General features: G+C 61.7%; 18 protein-coding genes. 9 read left to right on the forward strand and 9 right to left on the reverse strand.

The genetic code is table 11. The features are described 5' to 3' along the window. The 7 genes from JC607_RS02195 to mutM form a co-directional block, all read right to left on the reverse strand. On the reverse strand, positions 1-429 hold the full coding sequence (locus tag JC607_RS02195; RefSeq protein WP_198835308.1) for a VOC family protein: 429 nt from the start codon (positions 427-429) through the stop codon (positions 1-3). Further along, entirely contained in the window at positions 426-1514 is a 1089-nt protein-coding gene (gene recF / locus JC607_RS02200; protein ID WP_198835309.1) for a DNA replication/repair protein RecF, read from the reverse strand. The genes JC607_RS02195 and recF overlap by 4 nt, the downstream gene beginning before the upstream one ends. A 58-nt stretch (positions 1515-1572) precedes the next feature. After that, positions 1573-2691: a DNA polymerase III subunit beta gene (gene dnaN / locus JC607_RS02205; RefSeq protein WP_092900182.1), complete on the reverse strand. Its 1119-nt coding sequence runs from the start codon at positions 2689-2691 to the stop codon at positions 1573-1575. Positions 2692-2868: 177 nt separating this feature from the next. Continuing rightward, a complete protein-coding gene (gene dnaA, locus JC607_RS02210) occupies positions 2869-4260 on the reverse strand; it encodes a chromosomal replication initiator protein DnaA (RefSeq protein ID WP_198835310.1) in 1392 nt (463 codons plus the stop codon). Between the two features lie 699 nt (positions 4261-4959). After that, positions 4960-5232, reverse strand: coding sequence for a 30S ribosomal protein S20 (gene rpsT, locus JC607_RS02215; protein ID WP_198835311.1), 273 nt, complete (start codon positions 5230-5232; stop codon positions 4960-4962). A 164-nt stretch (positions 5233-5396) separates the two neighbouring features. Beyond that, the gene (locus JC607_RS02220; RefSeq protein WP_198835312.1) at positions 5397-6173 is read right to left on the reverse strand and encodes an enoyl-CoA hydratase; all 777 of its coding nucleotides are present in this window, start codon (positions 6171-6173) and stop codon (positions 5397-5399) included. A gap of 67 nt (positions 6174-6240) precedes the next feature. Then, positions 6241-7092 carry a bifunctional DNA-formamidopyrimidine glycosylase/DNA-(apurinic or apyrimidinic site) lyase gene (gene mutM, locus JC607_RS02225; RefSeq protein WP_198835313.1) on the reverse strand — a complete coding sequence of 284 codons (852 nt, stop codon included), beginning with the start codon at positions 7090-7092 and terminating at the stop codon, positions 6241-6243. A gap of 149 nt (positions 7093-7241) precedes the next feature. Between mutM and ubiE the strand changes: the two genes are divergently transcribed. Continuing rightward, on the forward strand, positions 7242-7991 hold the full coding sequence (gene ubiE, locus JC607_RS02230) for a bifunctional demethylmenaquinone methyltransferase/2-methoxy-6-polyprenyl-1,4-benzoquinol methylase UbiE (RefSeq protein ID WP_198835314.1): 750 nt from the start codon (positions 7242-7244) through the stop codon (positions 7989-7991). Position 7992: 1 nt separating this feature from the next. Then, positions 7993-9534, forward strand: coding sequence for a 2-polyprenylphenol 6-hydroxylase (gene ubiB / locus JC607_RS02235; protein ID WP_198835315.1), 1542 nt, complete (start codon positions 7993-7995; stop codon positions 9532-9534). 4 nt (positions 9535-9538) lie between these two features. On the opposite strand, the gene JC607_RS02240 is transcribed toward ubiB, so the two are convergent. Together JC607_RS02240 and JC607_RS02245 are read right to left on the reverse strand one after the other, a co-directional pair. Beyond that, entirely contained in the window at positions 9539-10198 is a 660-nt protein-coding gene (locus tag JC607_RS02240) for a flagellar hook capping FlgD N-terminal domain-containing protein (RefSeq protein WP_198835316.1), read from the reverse strand. An 8-nt stretch (positions 10199-10206) separates the two neighbouring features. Then, complete coding sequence (locus tag JC607_RS02245; protein ID WP_198835317.1) at positions 10207-10662, reverse strand: flagellar hook-length control protein FliK; 456 nt, start codon at positions 10660-10662, stop codon at positions 10207-10209. A 1557-nt stretch (positions 10663-12219) separates the two neighbouring features. Here JC607_RS02245 and JC607_RS02250 point away from each other — a divergent pair. The 7 genes from JC607_RS02250 (at position 12220) to JC607_RS02280 (ending at position 17487) form a co-directional block, all read left to right on the forward strand. Then, positions 12220-12468 carry a rod-binding protein gene (locus JC607_RS02250; RefSeq protein ID WP_233092572.1) on the forward strand — a complete coding sequence of 83 codons (249 nt, stop codon included), beginning with the start codon at positions 12220-12222 and terminating at the stop codon, positions 12466-12468. Next, positions 12458-12772, forward strand: a complete 315-nt coding sequence (locus JC607_RS02255) for a hypothetical protein (RefSeq protein ID WP_198835318.1) — start codon at positions 12458-12460, stop codon at positions 12770-12772. The genes JC607_RS02250 and JC607_RS02255 overlap by 11 nt, the downstream gene beginning before the upstream one ends. 271 nt (positions 12773-13043) lie before the next feature. Continuing rightward, positions 13044-14600: a flagellin gene (locus JC607_RS02260; protein ID WP_198835319.1), complete on the forward strand. Its 1557-nt coding sequence runs from the start codon at positions 13044-13046 to the stop codon at positions 14598-14600. Positions 14601-14668: 68 nt separating this feature from the next. After that, positions 14669-15040, forward strand: coding sequence for a flagellar biosynthesis regulator FlaF (gene flaF, locus JC607_RS02265; RefSeq protein ID WP_198835320.1), 372 nt, complete (start codon positions 14669-14671; stop codon positions 15038-15040). Continuing rightward, complete coding sequence (gene flbT / locus JC607_RS02270; RefSeq protein WP_198835321.1) at positions 15037-15441, forward strand: flagellar biosynthesis repressor FlbT; 405 nt, start codon at positions 15037-15039, stop codon at positions 15439-15441. Before flaF ends, flbT begins: the two co-directional genes overlap by 4 nt. Before the next feature lies 1 nt (position 15442). Then, positions 15443-16246, forward strand: a complete 804-nt coding sequence (locus JC607_RS02275) for a DUF1217 domain-containing protein (protein WP_198835322.1) — start codon at positions 15443-15445, stop codon at positions 16244-16246. A gap of 1088 nt (positions 16247-17334) precedes the next feature. Continuing rightward, on the forward strand, positions 17335-17487 hold the full coding sequence (locus tag JC607_RS02280; RefSeq protein WP_198835323.1) for a hypothetical protein: 153 nt from the start codon (positions 17335-17337) through the stop codon (positions 17485-17487). Positions 17488-17663 lie beyond the last annotated feature (176 nt).

The raw sequence follows: 17663 nt of genomic DNA on the forward strand, positions 1-17663 counted from the left end.
TCATTCCGGTAAGGTCAGGCTGCCATCGGCATTCAGCGGCCAGAAAGGGTTCATCGCCACTTCCCAGACATGGCCATCCGCATCGGCCCAATAGCCGGAATAGCCGCCCCAGAACACACCTTCAGGCGCTTTCAGCGCGGTTGCGCCCGCCGCCAGCGCCGCAGCATAGGCCGCGTCAACTTCGGCCTCTGTGGCGAAATTCTGCGCCAGCGTCACCGCGCCGCTGCCAAGCGCGGCGCCGGGCCGCCCCTGATCTGCGGCCAGCGCCGCGCGCCCGAACAGCGCCAGCGCCAGACCGTTGATCTGGAAAAAGGCCACCCCCTCCTGGCTCTCGCCATGTTCCTGCCAGCCCAGCCGTGCATAAAAGGCCCGTGCTGCGGTCAGATCGGCCACGCCGAGGGTGATCAGGGTAACGCGTTGTGGTGTCATTGGCTCACTCTCGACCGGGTGCCGTCTGCGGCGACAACCAGTGTCTGCGCCCTTCCGTCAAGGCTGTCAAACAAGGATGCATCTGTCCCGGTCATCAGCGCCTGGGCGCCCAGTGCACAGATCTCGTCATAAAGCGCCGCGCGCCGGCCCGGGTCGAGATGCGCCGCCACCTCATCCAGCAGCAAAACCGGCGCGAAACCGGTCTCGGCCGCCAGAGCACGCGCATTGGCGAGGATCAGCGAGATCAGGAGCGCCTTCTGCTCGCCGGTAGAGCACATCGCGACCGGCACGCCCTTATCGCTGTAGACCGCCTCGAGATCGGCACGATGCGGCCCCGCCAGCGCCCGCCCTGCAGCCATATCCCGCCGCCGGCCCAATGCCAGGGCGGTGGCAAGATTGCCCTTGTCGTCTTCCGGGTGGCTCAGGCTGAGATCGGCTCGGGGAAAGGCCGAAACCGCCCCGGCCTGGGCCGCTTTGATCCGCTCCAGCACTGCGCTCCGGTTGGCGGCGATGATCGTGCCGGTCTCGGCCATCCGCGCCTCAAGCGCGGAATACCAGTGCGGGTCGCTGACATCGTCGCGAAACAGACGATTGCGCTGCCGCATCGCCTTTTCATAGGCCAGCGTGGCCTCGGCATGGTCGGGAAAAAACGACAAAGCCATGCGGTCGAGGAATTTGCGCCGCCCCTCGGCGCCTTCCAGCCAGAGCCGGTCCATCGCCGGCACCAGCCACAGAACCCGCATCACCTGACCAAGCGCCAGCTGGGTCGAGGTCTTGTCATCAAGCCGGACCTGCCGCGTCCCGCCCGGTTCGGCCCAGGTTTCCAGCCGGTGCAACCCGCCCGGGCCCGAAACATCCGCAGTGATTTTCCAGCCGATCGCTTCGGGCCGGCGGATGAATTCCTCAGACGTCGCCCCACGCAAACCGCGCCCCGGCGACAGGAGCGACACCGCTTCCAGAATATTGGTCTTTCCGGCGCCATTCGCGCCGGAAAGCGCCACCGGTCTTCCGTCAAATTCCAGCCGCAAAGCCTGGTGGCTGCGAAAATGCGACAGGCTCAGCGCAGTGACCCAAAGCCCGCTCATTTTCTGTCCCTAAATATCCCGGGGGTGTGGGGGCTGGCCCCCACGTTGCGGCCCGAAATCAGACGCGCATCGGCATCACAACATAGACCGCCGATGTATCATTGCCTTCGCGCATCAGCGTCGGATCGCCTGAAGAATTGAACAGGAACACCGCATTCTCACGATCCACCTGGCTGGCAATCTCCAGCAGGTATTTCGCGTTGAAACCGATTTCCAGCCGCTCATCGGCATAGGCGACGGCGAGCTCTTCCTCCGCCGCACCGCTGTCCGGCGCATTGACCGAAAGCACCAGCCGATCCTCGTCAAGCGACAGCTTCACCGCGCGCGAGCGTTCCGACGACACGGTTGCCACCCGGTCAACCGCCTTGGCGAATTCGCTGGCGTCAACCTCAAGCCGGCGGGTATTATGCTGCGGGATCACGCGGGTATAATCCGGGAAAGTGCCGTCGATCACTTTCGAGGTCAGCGTGATCGCCGGGGTCGCGAAGCGGATCTTGGTCTCGGAAACCGAAACCGCGATTTTCGCCTCATCATCATCAAGCAGCTTGCGCAGCTCGTTGACGGTTTTGCGCGGCACGATCACGCCAGCCATCTCTTCGGCGCCCGCCGGCAGCGGCGCATCGATCCGTGCGAGGCGGTGACCATCGGTCGCTACCGCGCGCAAGACCGGGCCATCATCGCCGGTCGAGACATGCAGATAGACGCCGTTCAGATAATAGCGTGTCTCTTCCGTCGAAATCGCGAATTTCGCCTTGTCGAACAGCCGGCGCAGATCGGTTGCGGGGGCCGAAAAATTCGTGCTGTATTCAGATGACGCCATCACCGGGAAATCTTCTTTCGGCAGCGTCGCCAGGCTGAAGGTCGAGCGCCCTGCCGTGATCGTCAGCCGCCCCGAGGCGCCATCCTCTGACAGGTTGACCAGCGCGCCATCCGGCAGTTTCCGCACGATCTCATGCAGCATGACCGCCGAGACCGTGGTTGCTCCGGCGCGTTCGACCATTGCATCGGTCCGGTCGACCACTTCGATATCCAGATCGGTCGCGCGGAAAGACACCTGGGCGCCTTCAGCCTCGATCAGCACATTGGCAAGGATCGGGATCGTATTGCGCCGCTCGACAACGGATTGAGCCTGAGCCAGCGCCTTGAGAAGCGATGCGCGTTCGATCGAGAGTTTCATTCGTCCAAATCCTCTTGCCCGCATTCAGGGCGCACGAAGCGGGCCGGGAAGCCCGGCTGCCTGTTTTGCCTGACTTTGCGAAGCTTTGCCAGTCTCGTCAAGACCGTGCCGTATCCATCTGGCGTAACCCGGAGTTTTTAAAAACTCCGGGCCGATTTCTTGCAAGAAATCGGGCGGTCAGCCTTGCAACAGTCGCTTGAGCAACTGGATGTCATCAGCAAGCTGGCTGTCGATGGCCGCCAGTTCCTCGATTTTCCTCACGCCATGCATGATCGTTGTATGATCACGCCCGCCAAAACGGCGGCCAATTTCCGGCAAAGAGCGCGAGGTCAGCTGTTTCGACAGATACATCGCCACCTGACGCGGGCGCGCGATGGTGCGCAGGCGCTTTGGCCCGATCATATCCGAGAGCCTGATATTGTAATGCTCGGCGACCTTGCGCTGGATCTCCTCGATCGACAGTTTGCGATCCGAGGCGCGCAGAATGTCGGCGAGACAGTCCTGCGCCAGTTCCAGGGTGATTTCACGCCCAACCAGCGAGGCGAAGGCGTAAAGCCGGGTCAGCGCGCCTTCCAGCACCCGCACATTGGTCGTGATACGATGCGCGAGGAACTCCAGCACGCCCTGGCTGATCGCAAGCCCGCCATATTGGCCACGGTAGAATTCGGCTTTCTGCTGCAGAATGCCGAGACGCAGCTCGTAATCGGTCGGATGCAGGTCAACCACCAGACCGCATTGCAGGCGTGATTTGATCCGGTCTTCCAGATCCTTGATCTCGCCCGGGGCGCGGTCGGCCGAGATGATGATCTGCTTGTTCTGATCCACCAGCGCGTTGAAAGTATGGAAGAACTCCTCCTGGGTGGAATCCTTGCCGGCGATGAATTGCACATCATCCACCATCAGCACATCGACCGAGCGGAACAGCGATTTGAAATCCATCACCTGTTTGTCGCGCAGCGCCTGGATGAAGCGATACATGAACTGCTCGGCCGAGAGGTAGAGCACCTTCAGATCGGGCTTCTGCTCGCGCAGCTCATGCGCGATGGCATGCATCAGGTGGGTTTTGCCGAGACCGACGCCACCATAAAGAAACAGCGGGTTGAAGGTGACTGGTCCGCCTTCGGCCACGCGGCGCGCGGCAGCATGGGCGAGCTCGTTCGGCTTGCCGACCACAAAACTGTCAAAGGTGAAGCGACCGTCCAGCGGAGCGCCCGGCAGATCATCGTCCTGGGTCGCACGGCCGCGGGTCTGTGGTGCAGGGGCCGCGACTGCCGGTCTGGTGCCCGCAGCACGCTGGGAAGACGCGGTCGCGGCAGAGCGCGGGGCATCAGTGCCGACAAGGAATTCAAGCCGCTCGACCAGAGCGCCGGAGGTCAGCAGCTGATTGCGGATATGGTCGCCATAGTTGCGTTGCACCCAGTCTCCGAAAAACGGGGTGGGGACCTCGAACAGCGCGACGCCGCCCTCCAGCTGTGACAGCCGCAGGGGTTCGATCCAGGTTGTATAATTATTTCGTCCGACCCGGCTGATGAGACCTTCGCGGATCTGCCCCCAAGTTTCATTCGTCATTCTAACCAGACCTGCCCAATCACCTCACCGCTCCGCCCGATGCGGCACGGTCGAATTCGCGAGACCCGACCTTTTGACCGCCGCACCGGAAAGGCTGCGAAGGTCAGAGGGTCATCCTCCGCCGCAGGGCAAAACATAAGACATGCCGGGCAGACCTGCTGCACCGGCCGGGCACCAGACAAAAGCCAGAGTGCTGGCTCTATCCGGTTGAACACAAACTGAAATCCCCGATCTTATTGGCTGGCAGCCCAAGGTGTCGGTTGTGATTTCAGGTTTGCGACATTTCCCTGTCCCCCAGGGCGAAGTGAATCGCCTGGTCAAAGTAGCAAGCCGCGCGCGCGCTCTGCAACTGAACAACTCGCTTGACACAGAGTCCGTCGGGGCGAATCCTGAAGAGGCGGCAGAAGCGCTACGTTCTCTGGCTGTCTGAGGCCATGTCAGCGGCAAAATCCCGCCCGAAATCCGACAGTGCGGATATTTTTCCCGCGCGGGATTGACCCCTGTACGGCGCCTGGGGAATCGCTTTGTTAACGCGGCATGGCGGGGTCTTCTCGCCGCGCCTGCGCCGGACTGGTTCCAGACTGGTTCCAGACTGGTTCCAGACTGGCTCCGGACCGGGAGGCAGGGCACGGAAAAGGGCGCGATCCCTGCGGATCGCGCCCTCAGATTTCCCCGATACGCCGGGACGGTGAACCGAATTCAGGCGGTTGCGCCGGTGGTTTTCACACGGGCCGAGAGGCGCGACATTTTGCGCGCAACGGTGTTCTTGTGCAGAACGCCCTTGGTCACGCCACGTGCCAGCTCGGGCTGAGCGGCTTTCAGAGCGGCGGCCGCAGCAGCCTGGTCGCCCGAAGCGATGGCTTCTTCAACTTTGCGCAGGAAGGTGCGGATGCGCGAGCGGCGGGCTTTATTCACGTCATGACGTGCTTCGGCCTGGCGGGCGCGTTTTTTCGACTGGGCGGTATTTGCCATGGGCTTTGTCCTTCGGATATCAAACTTTAAATGCACGAAACCCGATGGCCCCGCCCATATGGCCAAAACTGGCCCGGAGGACGGGAATCACAAATGCCTAAGCGGGCCCACGCGCATGTCTGACGGGGCCTATACGCGAAAGGCCCCGGCTTTGCAAACGGGAATCAGCGGTCGCGGAATTGCGGCTGGCGCTTTTCCAGGAAGGCGGCCATGCCCTCTTTCTGGTCTTCGGTCGCGAAGGCGGCATGGAACATGCGGCGCTCGAACAGGAGCCCTTCGGAAAGGCTGGTCTCTTCGGCGCGGTTCACGGTTTCTTTCACGATCATCGCGGTGATCATCGACTTTTCGGAAATCTTTGCCGCAATTTTCAGCGCCTCTTCCAGCAGGGTTTTCGCCGGGAAGATGCGGCTCACAAGGCCCGAACGCTCCGCCTCGGCAGCCTCCATGAAGCGCCCGGTCAGATGCATATCCATTGATTTCGACTTGCCCACGAGGCGCGTCAGACGCTGGGTGCCGCCCATGCCGGCGCAGATGCCCAGATTGATCTCGGGCTGGCCGAACTTCGCGGTATCCGCGGCGATGATGAAATCGCTCAGCATCGCCAGCTCGCAGCCGCCGCCCAGGCAATAGCCCGACACGGCCGCGATGACAGGGGTGCGGCAGCGCATGATCGCCTCGGCCTCGGGGCCGAAGAGATTGTCGAAAAATACATCGGTAAAGCCTTTGGAGGCCATTTCCTTCACATCGGCGCCGGCCGCAAAGGCCTTTTCGCTGCCGGTGATCACGATGCAGCGCACCTTGTCATTCTTGTCTGCGGCGGTGACCGCCTGCGCCAGCTCTTTCATCAGCTGCGAATTCAGCGCGTTCAGCGCATCGGGGCGGTTGAGACGGATGAGGCAGGTATAATCCTCGATCTCGACGATCAGGGTTTCATAGGCCATCGCGGGGTCTCCGGTTAACAGGTCCGTGACTCCTGCCACCTGAGGGTCAGGAAGGCAAGCTGAGCCCTTATCGCTGGCAGTCCGGACAGAAGAAGGACGATCTGCCTGCCTGCACGATCCGCGCAATGCTGCCTTTGCAGCCAGGTGTGGTGCAGGCACCGCCCTCGCGGCCATAGACGCGGAAACTGTGCTGGAAATAGCCAAGCTCGCCATCGGCCTGGCGGTAATCTTTCAGAGAAGATCCTCCGGCCTCAATCGCCTCTGACAGCACTTCGCGGATCAGCGGCACAAGGCCCTGGGCCTGTTTACCGGTCAGATCGCCCGCAAGCCGGTCGGGGGCGATACCGGCGCGAAACAACACCTCACAGACATAGATATTGCCCAGACCCGCGACGATCCGCTGATCCAGCAGCGCCGATTTCACCGGCGTCTTCCGCCCCGCAAGCCGCGCCGCCAGGTACGCGCCGTCAAACGCATTCCCCAGCGGCTCCGGCCCGATCACGGCGAGGAGCGGATGCGCCTCGGCACTCACGGTGTCCAGAAGATCCATCGCGCCAAAGCGGCGGGGATCGTTGAAGGTCACACGCGCGCCGCCCGCCATATCGAAGACGACATGGTCATGTTTAGCAGGCGCCGGATGGTTGTGATGAAAACCGCCAACCTGGGCACCCGAAATCAGCATCCGCCCCGACATGCCAAGATGGATCAGCAGCGTCTCGCCGGTTGAAAGATCCGCAAGGATGTATTTCGACCGCCGCCGCAGCGCGTTGATGCGCGCGCCGGTCAGCCGTTCTGCCATGCGCGGCGGAAAGGGCCAGCGCAGATCGGGGCGGTTCACCTGCGCGGCGAGGATCTGCTGCCCCTCCATCACCGGCTCAAGCCCGCGGCGCACGGTTTCCACTTCGGGCAGTTCCGGCATGATCATCTTCCCCTGGATTCGCAGGCGAAACCTAAGCGCAAGACCGCCCCGCTCCAAGAGGCTGCGCGGTTTGACTGGTTTCCCTTTGCGCTCTTGCGGTATATCCCCGGTGCAGAGCCGTTATCCGCGGCACAATCCGGGCGAAAACCATGTCAGATCAGGACAAAACCACTCATTTCGGCTTTCGCGACGTGCGGGAGGAAGAAAAAGCGGGCCTGGTTCATGGCGTGTTTTCCTCGGTCGCCTCGAAATATGACGTGATGAATGACCTGATGTCGGTTGGCATCCATCGGATCTGGAAGGATGCGATGATGGACTGGCTGGCGCCAAGGCCAGGGACGCGGCTGCTGGATGTCGCGGGCGGCACCGGCGATGTGGCGTTTCGCTATCTGAAGCGCGCGCCGGGTGCCTCGGCCGTGGTCTGCGACATGACCGAGAACATGCTGATCGCGGGCCGTGAGCGGGCCGAGGCCAGCAGCATGGCCGATCATCTCGACTGGGTGGTCGGCGATGCGATGGCGCTGCCTTTTGCGTCGAACAGCTTTGACACCTATACGATCAGTTTCGGCATCCGGAATGTGACGCGGGTCCAGGACGCTTTGTCCGAGGCTTACCGCGTGCTGCGCCCTGGCGGGCGGCTCATGGTGCTGGAATTCAGCCAGATCCCGAATGATCTGATGCAAAAGGTTTACGACCTTTATTCGTTCAACATCATCCCGCCGATGGGCCAGATGGTGACGGGCGACCGCGATTCCTATCAATATCTGGTGGAATCGATCCGCAAATTCCCCGAACAAGAGGTCTTTGCCGAGATGATCCGCAAGGCCGGGTTCGATCTGGTGAAATATCGCAACCTCTCGCTTGGGATTGCGGCGCTGCATTCCGGCTGGAAGGTCTGAGATGCGCGGCCCGCATAATATCTGGCGGCTGATCCGCACCGGCGCGACCTTCGAGCGCACCGGCGCAATGGTCGTGGCGCTCGAGGCGATGGAGGTCTCGCCGCGGCTGCGTTTTGCGGCGCGGCTGCTGGGGCGGCCGTTCCGCTTTCTCGGGCTGAAGGGCGATCCGGCGCTGCCGCCGGTGACGCGCGCGATCACCGCGCTTGGGCCTGCCTATATCAAGCTGGGCCAGGTGCTCTCCACCCGCCCCGATATTGTTGGCGCCGAGCTGTCCGAGCAGTTAAAATATCTGCAGGACAAGCTGCCGCCCTTCCCGATGGAGGAGGCGCGCCAGATCATTGCCGCAGAATTCGGCGCCCCCGCCGATGCGCTTTTTTCCGAGCTTTCCGAGCCGGTTGCGGCGGCCTCAATCGCCCAGGTTCACCATGCGCGCCTGCGAGACACAGGTGCCGAAGTTGCGGTGAAGGTCCTTCGCCCGGGGATCGAGCGCGCCTTCCGCAGGGATATCGACGCCTTTTACTATGCGGCGAAATGGATGGAGCGACTGGCGCCGTTTTCGCGCAGGCTGCGGCCTTCCGATGTGGTCGCGCATTTCGATGGCGTGGTCCAGGGCGAGCTGGATCTGCGGCTGGAATGTGCCGAAGCCGCTGAATTTGCAGAACATACGGCCAAAGATGACCGGCTTGTCGTGCCGCGCCCGCATTGGGGGCTCTCGGGCCGGACGGTGCTGACAATCGACTGGGCCGAGGGGATCGGGCTGAACGAAATTGCCGCAATTGACGCCGCCGGGATCGACCGGGCGGAGCTTGGCCGGCGGGTGCTGGTGCTCTTCCTGTCGCATGCGCTGCGGGACGGCTTTTTCCATGCCGATATGCATCAGGGCAATCTGAAGGTCGCCCCGAATGGTGATCTGATCGTCTATGATTTCGGGATCATGGGGCGGATCGACGAATATACCCGCCGTGTCTATGCCGAGATCCTGATGGGCTTCATCCAGAAGGATTATCGCCGCGTTGCCGAAGTGCATTTCGAGGCCGGCTATGTGCCGCCCGACCGCAATATCGACGAATTCGCCCGGGCCCTGCGCGCGGTCGGAGAGCCGATTTTCGGTATGGAGGCGAACCGGATCTCGATGGCAAAGCTGCTGGCCTATCTGTTCGAGGTGACCGAGCGCTTTGGCATGGAAACCCGGACCGAGCTGATCCTGTTGCAGCGCACCATGGTCGTGGTTGAAGGCGTGGCACGAAGCCTCGACCCACATCTGAACATGTGGGAGGTCGCACGGCCGGTGGTCGAATCCTATATCCGCACCAGCATCGGGCCCAAAGCGGTGCTGCGTGATCTCTGGCGCACCAGTCGCGTTCTGGCGCGGTTTCTGCCCCGGCTTCCGGCTTTGGCAGAGGCAAGGCTGGTTGCCCTGGACGAGCGCAGCCAGATGCAGCGCCCGGTTCAGGGGTTTGGCTGGGGGACTGTCCTGCTGCTCGCGGCCGCGATGACGCTGGGGTCGCTGGGGGCGGCGGTGCTGATTGCGAAACTGTTCTGAGGGGTCAGTTCCGGGCAAGGCGCAAAGCGGTGACCGAACCGGAGGGGACCTCGATCCCGCCTTCGAAAACCAGAACCGTCCCATTGGCTCCGCCCCTGGCCTCCACGACGCGGCCATAATATTCGACAGACTCTTCGGCAAGCAGCGATCCCTCCCGCCAGCTTTCAAGCGTCAGGATATAGCGGCCATCCGGTAGCCGGTTGCCGGCTGCATCGCCCCCAAGCCACTGATAGGGCTCGGCCGCAACGGGCAATTCCTCGCGCGACACCAGATTGCCATCTGAGTCATGTACAACCAGCACAACCTGATCCGCCGTCGAGGCCGGATTGGGTGAGAGTGTCACCGGGTTGCCAGAGAACCAGACGACATCTGCCGCGGCCCTCGCCTCCTGGCCGACCCAGCCCGCCAGCTGTGCCATCCCCATCAGCGCAAACTCACCCGACATTGCGCTGAGCAGCTGATTGGTGCGCACCTGTTGTTCCACGCCGGAAAAAGTCGCGAGCTGGACCGCGAAATCCGTGGATTCCATCGGGTTCATCGGGTCCTGGTTTTGCATCTGAACGGTGAGCATCTTCAGGAATGTCGTGAAATCCGACGAGAGGGCCGAAGTTTCAGACGACGCCTGAGAGGCTCCGTAGGCGGAATTCACCGCATTGACCTGCATGTTTTCTCCTACAATCTGAGATAAAGTGAAGCTTGCGGACCGGACCTTGTATCCGGCGCCGAAATGGGGGTCGCGGCTGGAATTGCCGCCTCGGACACCTCCCGGACTGGGGTTTCCGGGCCGGGTTGTGGGCCGCCCTGATCACCGGCGGAAAGGTTCCCGAAGCCCAGGTTCATCTCGCTGAACCCGGCTGCCCTGAATTCCGCCACCAGGCGATCCGCATGGCGGCGGAGGAGATCCAGCGTCTCGGGACGTTCAGCCAGCAAGGTGACCGTCACCTTTTCGCGTTCGGTTTTCACTTCGATCCGGACCGTCCCGAGCTCTTCCGGCGAAAGCCGCAGCTCGGTCACCGGACCGCTGGCACTTATGACGGCCTGACTGATCTGCGCCGGTACCTGTGCCGGCATTTCGGGGCGTGTGGCCGGTGCCATATGATGCGGCGAAATCTCGCGTCCCGTGGGCATATGATGCGCGCCGGGCGGCGCCGTGTCAGGGTCGAACTGGCTTGTGCCGGCGGGCAGCGGAACTTCAACGGGGAGGGGGTTGATCCGGGTTCTGGCCAGGGCGGATGCCGCCGGTTGACCCGAAATTTTTCCAGTATTTGCGGCGTTTCTGACGTATTCGGGACCATCCGGTTCAGCCGGCCCGGCTTGGCGCCCGGGAACCGCAGATCGCGCTGCAACGGCTTTGACCGGCATGACACGAGGTGGCGCTTCTGGCCTGGTGCCCCGCGATGGGGCGAGGTTGTCCGGCTGCACCACTGGCGGGGACGGCTCGGAACCGCCCTGCAGTGGCGTATCTGCTGCATCTGCGGGGCGGAACTGACCGGTCAGGGAGGTGAAGGGTATGCCGCCGGTTGCGGTCCCCGCAATTTGCGACTGTTGTGAGGCTGCGAGATGGGCAGGTTCAGGCCCGATCCGGGGAGGGGGTTCCTCTGTGTTCACGTTTGGACCAAGCGGAGACAAGGCCTGACGACCAGGCTCTGACCCCGGCAGTGGCGGCGGATATCGCTGCTCGGGCAAGGCCCGCGAGCTTTCAGCACGGGGCATGCGGGCAGATGGTGGTATCGCGATTGCCTGGGGATCACCCGGTGCGAGGCGCCGCTCGGGGAAACTATTGGCAGGTCTGAATGGTTCGATCGGGAAGGGGGCCGGCGCCGCGGCGGCCCGATCCGGAATGCGGGGCTGCGCCTCGCTTTCAGGACTTGCTTCAGAGGTCACGTCGGGAGAAGGATTTGCGGGTTGCAAAAGGCTCTGACCGCGCTGCGCCAATGGAAGGTTGCCGGCGCCGTTAACCTGCCCGTCAGGCCCATTTGGCACTGCGGGCGAGATCGGTTCGGGTAACTTACCGGAAGCGTTCGTCGCCGCCGCGAAGATGGCCCGCGGTCCAGGCTCATCCGGCAGGGATATGGGTGCGGGTGTTGCGAGACCTCCGACCCGCGCGAAATCACATACTGCAGCCTGCTTCGTCTCGGTCGGATGCGGCGGCGCCGGAGCCGGCTTGTCGTCCGGCGGCAACTCTTCGGCTTCAGGATCACTGCCGGAATGGGCCAGGCTAAATTGCGGTGTGAGCGCGAAGGCGAAGCCGCTATTCCGCTTCGTCTGATCCGCCTCATGCCCGCCTGTGGCGAGGGGCAGGTCACAAGTCTCTTCGCTGTCGGCCAGATCGGGACCCTCAGGCGCTTCTTCCGAAAGCGCGACCGTTGGCGCGGAGACCTGCGGCGGCGCGTCTGTACCATCAGAGACAAGGTCGAGCGAGAACAGATCCGCCGCTGGCGGATCACCGGCACCGGGGCCCGGTTTCGTCCCCGCCAGGCTTACGCCGGCAGAGATTGGCAGGCGGAGAAGTGGCAGGCTGATCTGAACATTCTGCATATGCGGGAATCTCTTCTGAGTCCCGTCGTTTTTGCCAGCATCGGGTTACCGGATGTTTACCGACATCGCGCCAAAGTCGAAAAATTCAACATAAAAGGACTCGATCTGATGACAGAAATCCAGATCCGGCCGGCCCATATACCGGCGATGAATCGGGCGCCCGATCCGCATCTCCTGATGGAGAAAGCGCAGGAGATGGAGGCGGTTTTCCTGACGGAGATGCTTGCGCAAAGCGGGCTTGGCACGACCTCCGGGAGTTTTGGCGGAGGGATCGGCGAAGAGCAGTTCGGGTCTTTTCTGCGCGCCGAACAGGCGAAACTGATGGTGGCGCGCGGGGGAATCGGTCTCGCTGAAACGCTGTTTCGGGCGATGGGAGGAGATGTGAATGAGCTCTGAGACCCTGATTGATCTGCTGGAGCAGACACGTCGCGCCCTGCTGGAAGGTGATTTCGCAACACTTGATGAGCTGGCCCGGCACACCGGGGCGGCCCTGGCGGCCCTGCCTGGCGCAGATCCCGAATCGCTGGATCTCATCCGAGAGATGGCCGCGGCGAATACGGCGCTTTTCGAGGCCGCAGCGCGGGGGATCGCGGCGGCAAAAGGCCGGCTGAACCGTCGGGCATCGTTTTCCACCTATGATTCCCACGGTCAGCGCGGCGCTGTGCAGGCTGACGAACCGGGTAAAGCGAGGCGGCTTTGAATTTCACCAGGAAAAGCGGGCCGGTCCGAAACCCGGCGGCATCGGGGATGATCGGAAGCAATCTCGTAAAATCCGCTTATTTTCGTGGCAAAACTGACCTGTCGCATTAACAAATTGGCAGGGATGAACTGCAAAGCTGTACCTGCATCCCGATGTGGGGATGGCGCTGAGGGTTGATCCCCGGCAGCGGCCAGAACGCCGGAATTGCCGCCTGCAAGGGCGGCGCTTTCGCCCCCGTGCAAAGCACCCAGGGCAGCCAGAGGAAAACAAAATGTCGTCCATTCTGACGAATTCCAGCGCAATGGTCGCGCTGCAGACCCTCAAAACCATCAACGGCAATATGAACAAGGTCCAGTCGGAGATTTCCACCGGCAAGACTGTCGCCACCGCGCGGGATAACGCTGCTGTCTGGTCGATCTCGAAGGTGATGGAATCCGACGTCAAAGGGTTCAAGGGGATTTCCGACAGCCTCGCGCTTGGCTCCTCTTCGCTCTCGGTCGCGCGCGAGGCATCTGAGAAGATCCAGGGCCTGCTCAACAATATGAAAGAAAAGATCGTTTCGGCGCAAAGCGAGAATGTGCCGCGCGAAAAGCTTCAGACCGATATCGACGCATTGCGCAATCAGATCGCCGGCATCGTCAGCGGCGCGCAGTTCAGCGGGCTGAACCTCGTCTCCGGCACCGATGATGTGAAATTCCTTGCCTCGCTGGACCGCTCGGATTCTGGTGTCACCACGTCGGACATCACGGTTGCGCGTCAGGATCTCAGCGCGGGCAACGGGACTTTGGGCGTTGCTACCGGCTCGCCCCAGATCCTCGCAGGTGTTGCGGTGATCACCGGAAACATCACAGCGCCGGTCGATATGGCCGGGGCTGCGGTGACCAGCATCACGAATGGCGCGAATGCGGCGCGGCTGGCCGGTGCTGCCCTGGCGATCGGGGCCTCTGCAACGCTGAAGATCAACGGTCAAACCGTCACCTTCACCAATGACAGTGGTGTTGCGATGACGGCGGCAGAATCGGCAACCCGCATGATCAGCGAGGTCAACAAGCTTGGCCTCGACGGGGTGACGGCGGTTCTGAACGGCACTGCTAACGTTGATATCCAGTCGAGCCGGGCTTTCGAACAGGTCACCGTCGAACATGTCGCCGGTTTTGCGGCCCCGACCATTCCGACCGCGGGTCAGGGTACGGTCACCGGTTCGGTTGCCACGATTGCCCAACGTGCCGAAACCTATGTCTTCGGCGGCAATGCGGTCAAGGATGGCGACGGCTATACGCTCAGTGTCGGAGGCGTGGCTTACAGCTATATCGCCGGCAAAGGCGAAACCACTGAGGATGTGGTGCGCGGCCTGAAAATCTCCATCGACGCCGGCAATGTGCCCGGACTGTCCACCAGGGTCACCCAGAGTTCGACCGGCGCATGGCAGCTCAATATTGACAACTCCTCCGATACCACCCGCGCAATTGCGGCCAGCTCCGGCACTGTCAATGGCAAGGCTTCGGGGGGCCTCTTCGGGCTCGATGCTATCGACGTTACCACCGTCGCCGGCGCGCGCTCCGCGCTGACCAATATCGAAACCATGATCAACAAGGCCATTGATGCCGCTGCCGAATTCGGCTCGGCTCAGGGCCGGATCGATACCCAGACCAGCTTTGTGTCATCTCTGACCGATGCAATGACGGCGGGTATCGGTACGCTTGTCGACGCCGATATGGAGGAAGCTTCGGCCCGCCTCCAGGCGCTTCAGGTCCAGCAACAGCTGGGCATCCAGGCGCTTTCCATCGCCAACCAGCAGCCACAGAATCTGCTGTCCCTGTTCCGTTAAGGCCCGAGGCCGGGGCCTCCGGGCTCCGGCCAGCTTTTTAAACTATCTCAGCTACGGAACATGTCAGAATGACTCTCAGCTCCAGCCTTGCCTATGCGCAACCGACAGCGCCAATTCGCACCCCGCGCATGGCCGAATACGAGGTTATCGCACGGATCACGCAACGTCTTGTCGCCGCAGATCAGCGGCGCAACGAAGATCGCAGCGGATTTCTCGAGGCGGTTTTCCACAACGAAAAACTGTGGTCGACACTCGCAGCCGATGTAGCGGAACCCGGAAATGGGCTGCCTGAAGCGCTTCGTGCGCGGTTGTTCTACCTTTATCGCTTCACTGCAGACCATAGCCGGAAGATTCGCCAGAAAACCGCCGATGCCGGCGTTCTCATCGAAATCAACAAGGCGGTCCTGAAAGGATTGCGTGGCGAAGGAGCGGCCACATGACGGGGCTGGTTCTGAAACTCGGCCCGCATGAAAGGGTCCTGATCAATGGTGCGGTGATCGAAAACGGCGACAAGCGGTCACGGCTTGCGGTTATGACGCCCAATGCGAATATTCTCCGGCTGCGCGATGCTCTGCATCCGGATGAAGCCAATACGCCGGTGCGGCGGGTTTGCTATATCGCCCAGCTGGTCCTTTCCGGTGATGCCGCCCCGGGCGATACCAGGTCGCAACTGCTGCGCGGGATTGAACAGCTCAGCCAGGTTCTGACGGATCCCGACAGTCGTCGCCTGCTGACGCTTGCCAGCCAGGCTGTCCTGGAGGATCAGCATTATCAGGTTCTTAAGGCGCTTCGCGGCCTTCTTCCCCGCGAGACACGCCTTATGGCAGCGGGAGGAAACTGAGATGAGTTTTCAGCCAGTCCTCCCTGCTAGTGGCTATGGCGGCTGGCTTTTGCTGAAGCGAACAATGCCGGCGCAAGAGAAAGCTTTTCAGCAGGCGCCGGTAAATCAGCGAGACGCGCAGTATTTTCGCGATAAAATCGGGACCGTGACCTCGGCCGAGGACCTTGTATCTGATCGCAGGTTGCTAAAGGTCGCGTTGAGTGCGTTTGGCCTGGAACAGGACATAAATGCGAAGGCTTTCGTAAAAAAAGTCCTGTCAGATGGAGTCGATTCCCCAGAAGATCTCTCCAATCGACTTGCGGATAAAAGCTACCGGGCGTTTGCGGCAAGCTTTGGTCTGGATGGAACTCAGCTGCCAAAGACCCTTGGCGAGGGGTTCGCTGATGCTCTGCTTGATCAATATTACGCGCGTCAGTTCGAGGCGGCAGTCGGAGAGCAAAATGACTCTTTCCGGTTCGCTTTGAACGCGGAAAGAGAGATCGGGAAACTGGCGGCCTCCCCGGCAAGCGAGGATACGAAATGGTTTACCATCATGGGAAACAAGCCATTGCGGCAGGTCTTTGAAAAATCCTTCGGACTGCCGAGCGGGTTTAGCAATCTTGACATTGACCAACAGCTTCGTGTGCTGAAATCCAGGGCGCAAAGCCAGTTTGGCGCCCCGACGGTGCGCCAGTTCAGCGAAAGTGCAAAGATGGAGAAGCTGGTCAGAAACTACATCGTGCGGGATTCTCTGACAACCATGAGCAACTCCCCGGCACAGAATGCCCTTATGTTGCTGGCAGCACGTCGCGGCACCGCAAAATAGAAACCGAGTTCTGGCCTGGCCAGGATCGCGCTTCGGTTTGGTCCTGACCTCGGACGGGTCCGCGGCGGGCAGGCGGATCGCGGAGGAGGTGGCAGGTCTATCGATCCCAGCGGCATCCGCTCAGATTAAGCTTCTGATCTGAATTGCTCTTCTGGCCTGCACATGGCAAGTGGCTGATACGGGTGTCGGGTTTTGTGGAACAGGATCCAGTCGCCGATGGCGCGGGCAGCAAGCTGGCTACTCTCAACGCGGCGGCGATGAACGCATTTCTCCTTCAGCATTCGGATGACCCGTTCCATCATTCCATTCTGGTATGCGGGCGATGCACCGTGATGACCTCCTGCCGGAGGCAGTTGCTTTGGACCAGGGCAGTATAGTCGACCTGGTGAGGAGTGAGCCGGCGAGGGCGACACCAGTTCAGGCCTGGTTGCCAACGCCATTTGCGGCTCGCGGCAGGAACGCGTGGCAAACGCGTCCAGGCGTGCCGAAGCGGCTGATCGCTAAAAGTTCCATGGCGCGGAAGGCGGTTGTTGCCGTTGCGGTGCGTGACAGGTGCCAGCCGCGAAGTTTGTTTATGTGACAATCGACGACGAAGACACGCGAAGCTCATCCCTCCCTGCCCTCCCGGATCCGGCAGATGTAGGTGGTGCAGCGCGCGTTTGGCGCCATGGCGATGGATGGCATCTCCTGGATGCGGGGGCGCATGCCGACTGCGCGTGCTCGTATGAACCGGGCGCTTTCGCCGGGGGAGACCCAGGAAACGATCCGGGGATAGTAGTCCCGACGAAGCGGCCAGCGCTTCGGTTGGATCGAAGCCCTGAACTGTCCCTGATCCGACGACCATCGCTCAGGCCGCCGCATCGTGTTCCTTTTGAAGCCCGGCAGCGGCGCCACCATGCGGCAGCCGAACGATGGGGTCTCTCCGATCATGGTCTTAACAAGGGCTGCGACTTGGGGATCAATCTTCGGCGCAGCCCTGATCGGTTTGTAACAAACCGTCCGGAGCGGCATCCCGATATGCGATTCCGAAGGGGGCAAAGACCTTGATGCATCCCCCTTCGACCGGCCTTTTCACGGATGTGGACGACATGCCAGAATTCGACCTTTCCACGCTTATCCCCGCAATGGTGGTGGCAGAGGGCATCCACAATCCGCCGCTGTCGCCGCCGCATTTGCGGGTGGCGCAACAGATCGGCAGCCTTGTCGAGGACGGGTTGCGGCTGCTGGTGTTCAGGGCGTGATTTGGATCAGATACCGGAGCGGCCCTGACGCGATCCGGCGGAGATGTGGCAGGCGCTCATGAACGCGAAGCCGCGTTCTCAGCCGGTCGCGGAAAAGTCGTTTCAGGGGCATCCCTTGTTGTCATATCGGTATGTGTATTTTTCAACATTTTTTACAATTATGGTAAAAAATGAAG

Origin of the sequence: Paracoccus sp. IB05 (assembly GCF_016405985.1) — a bacterium.
GTDB lineage: Bacteria > Pseudomonadota > Alphaproteobacteria > Rhodobacterales > Rhodobacteraceae > Pseudogemmobacter.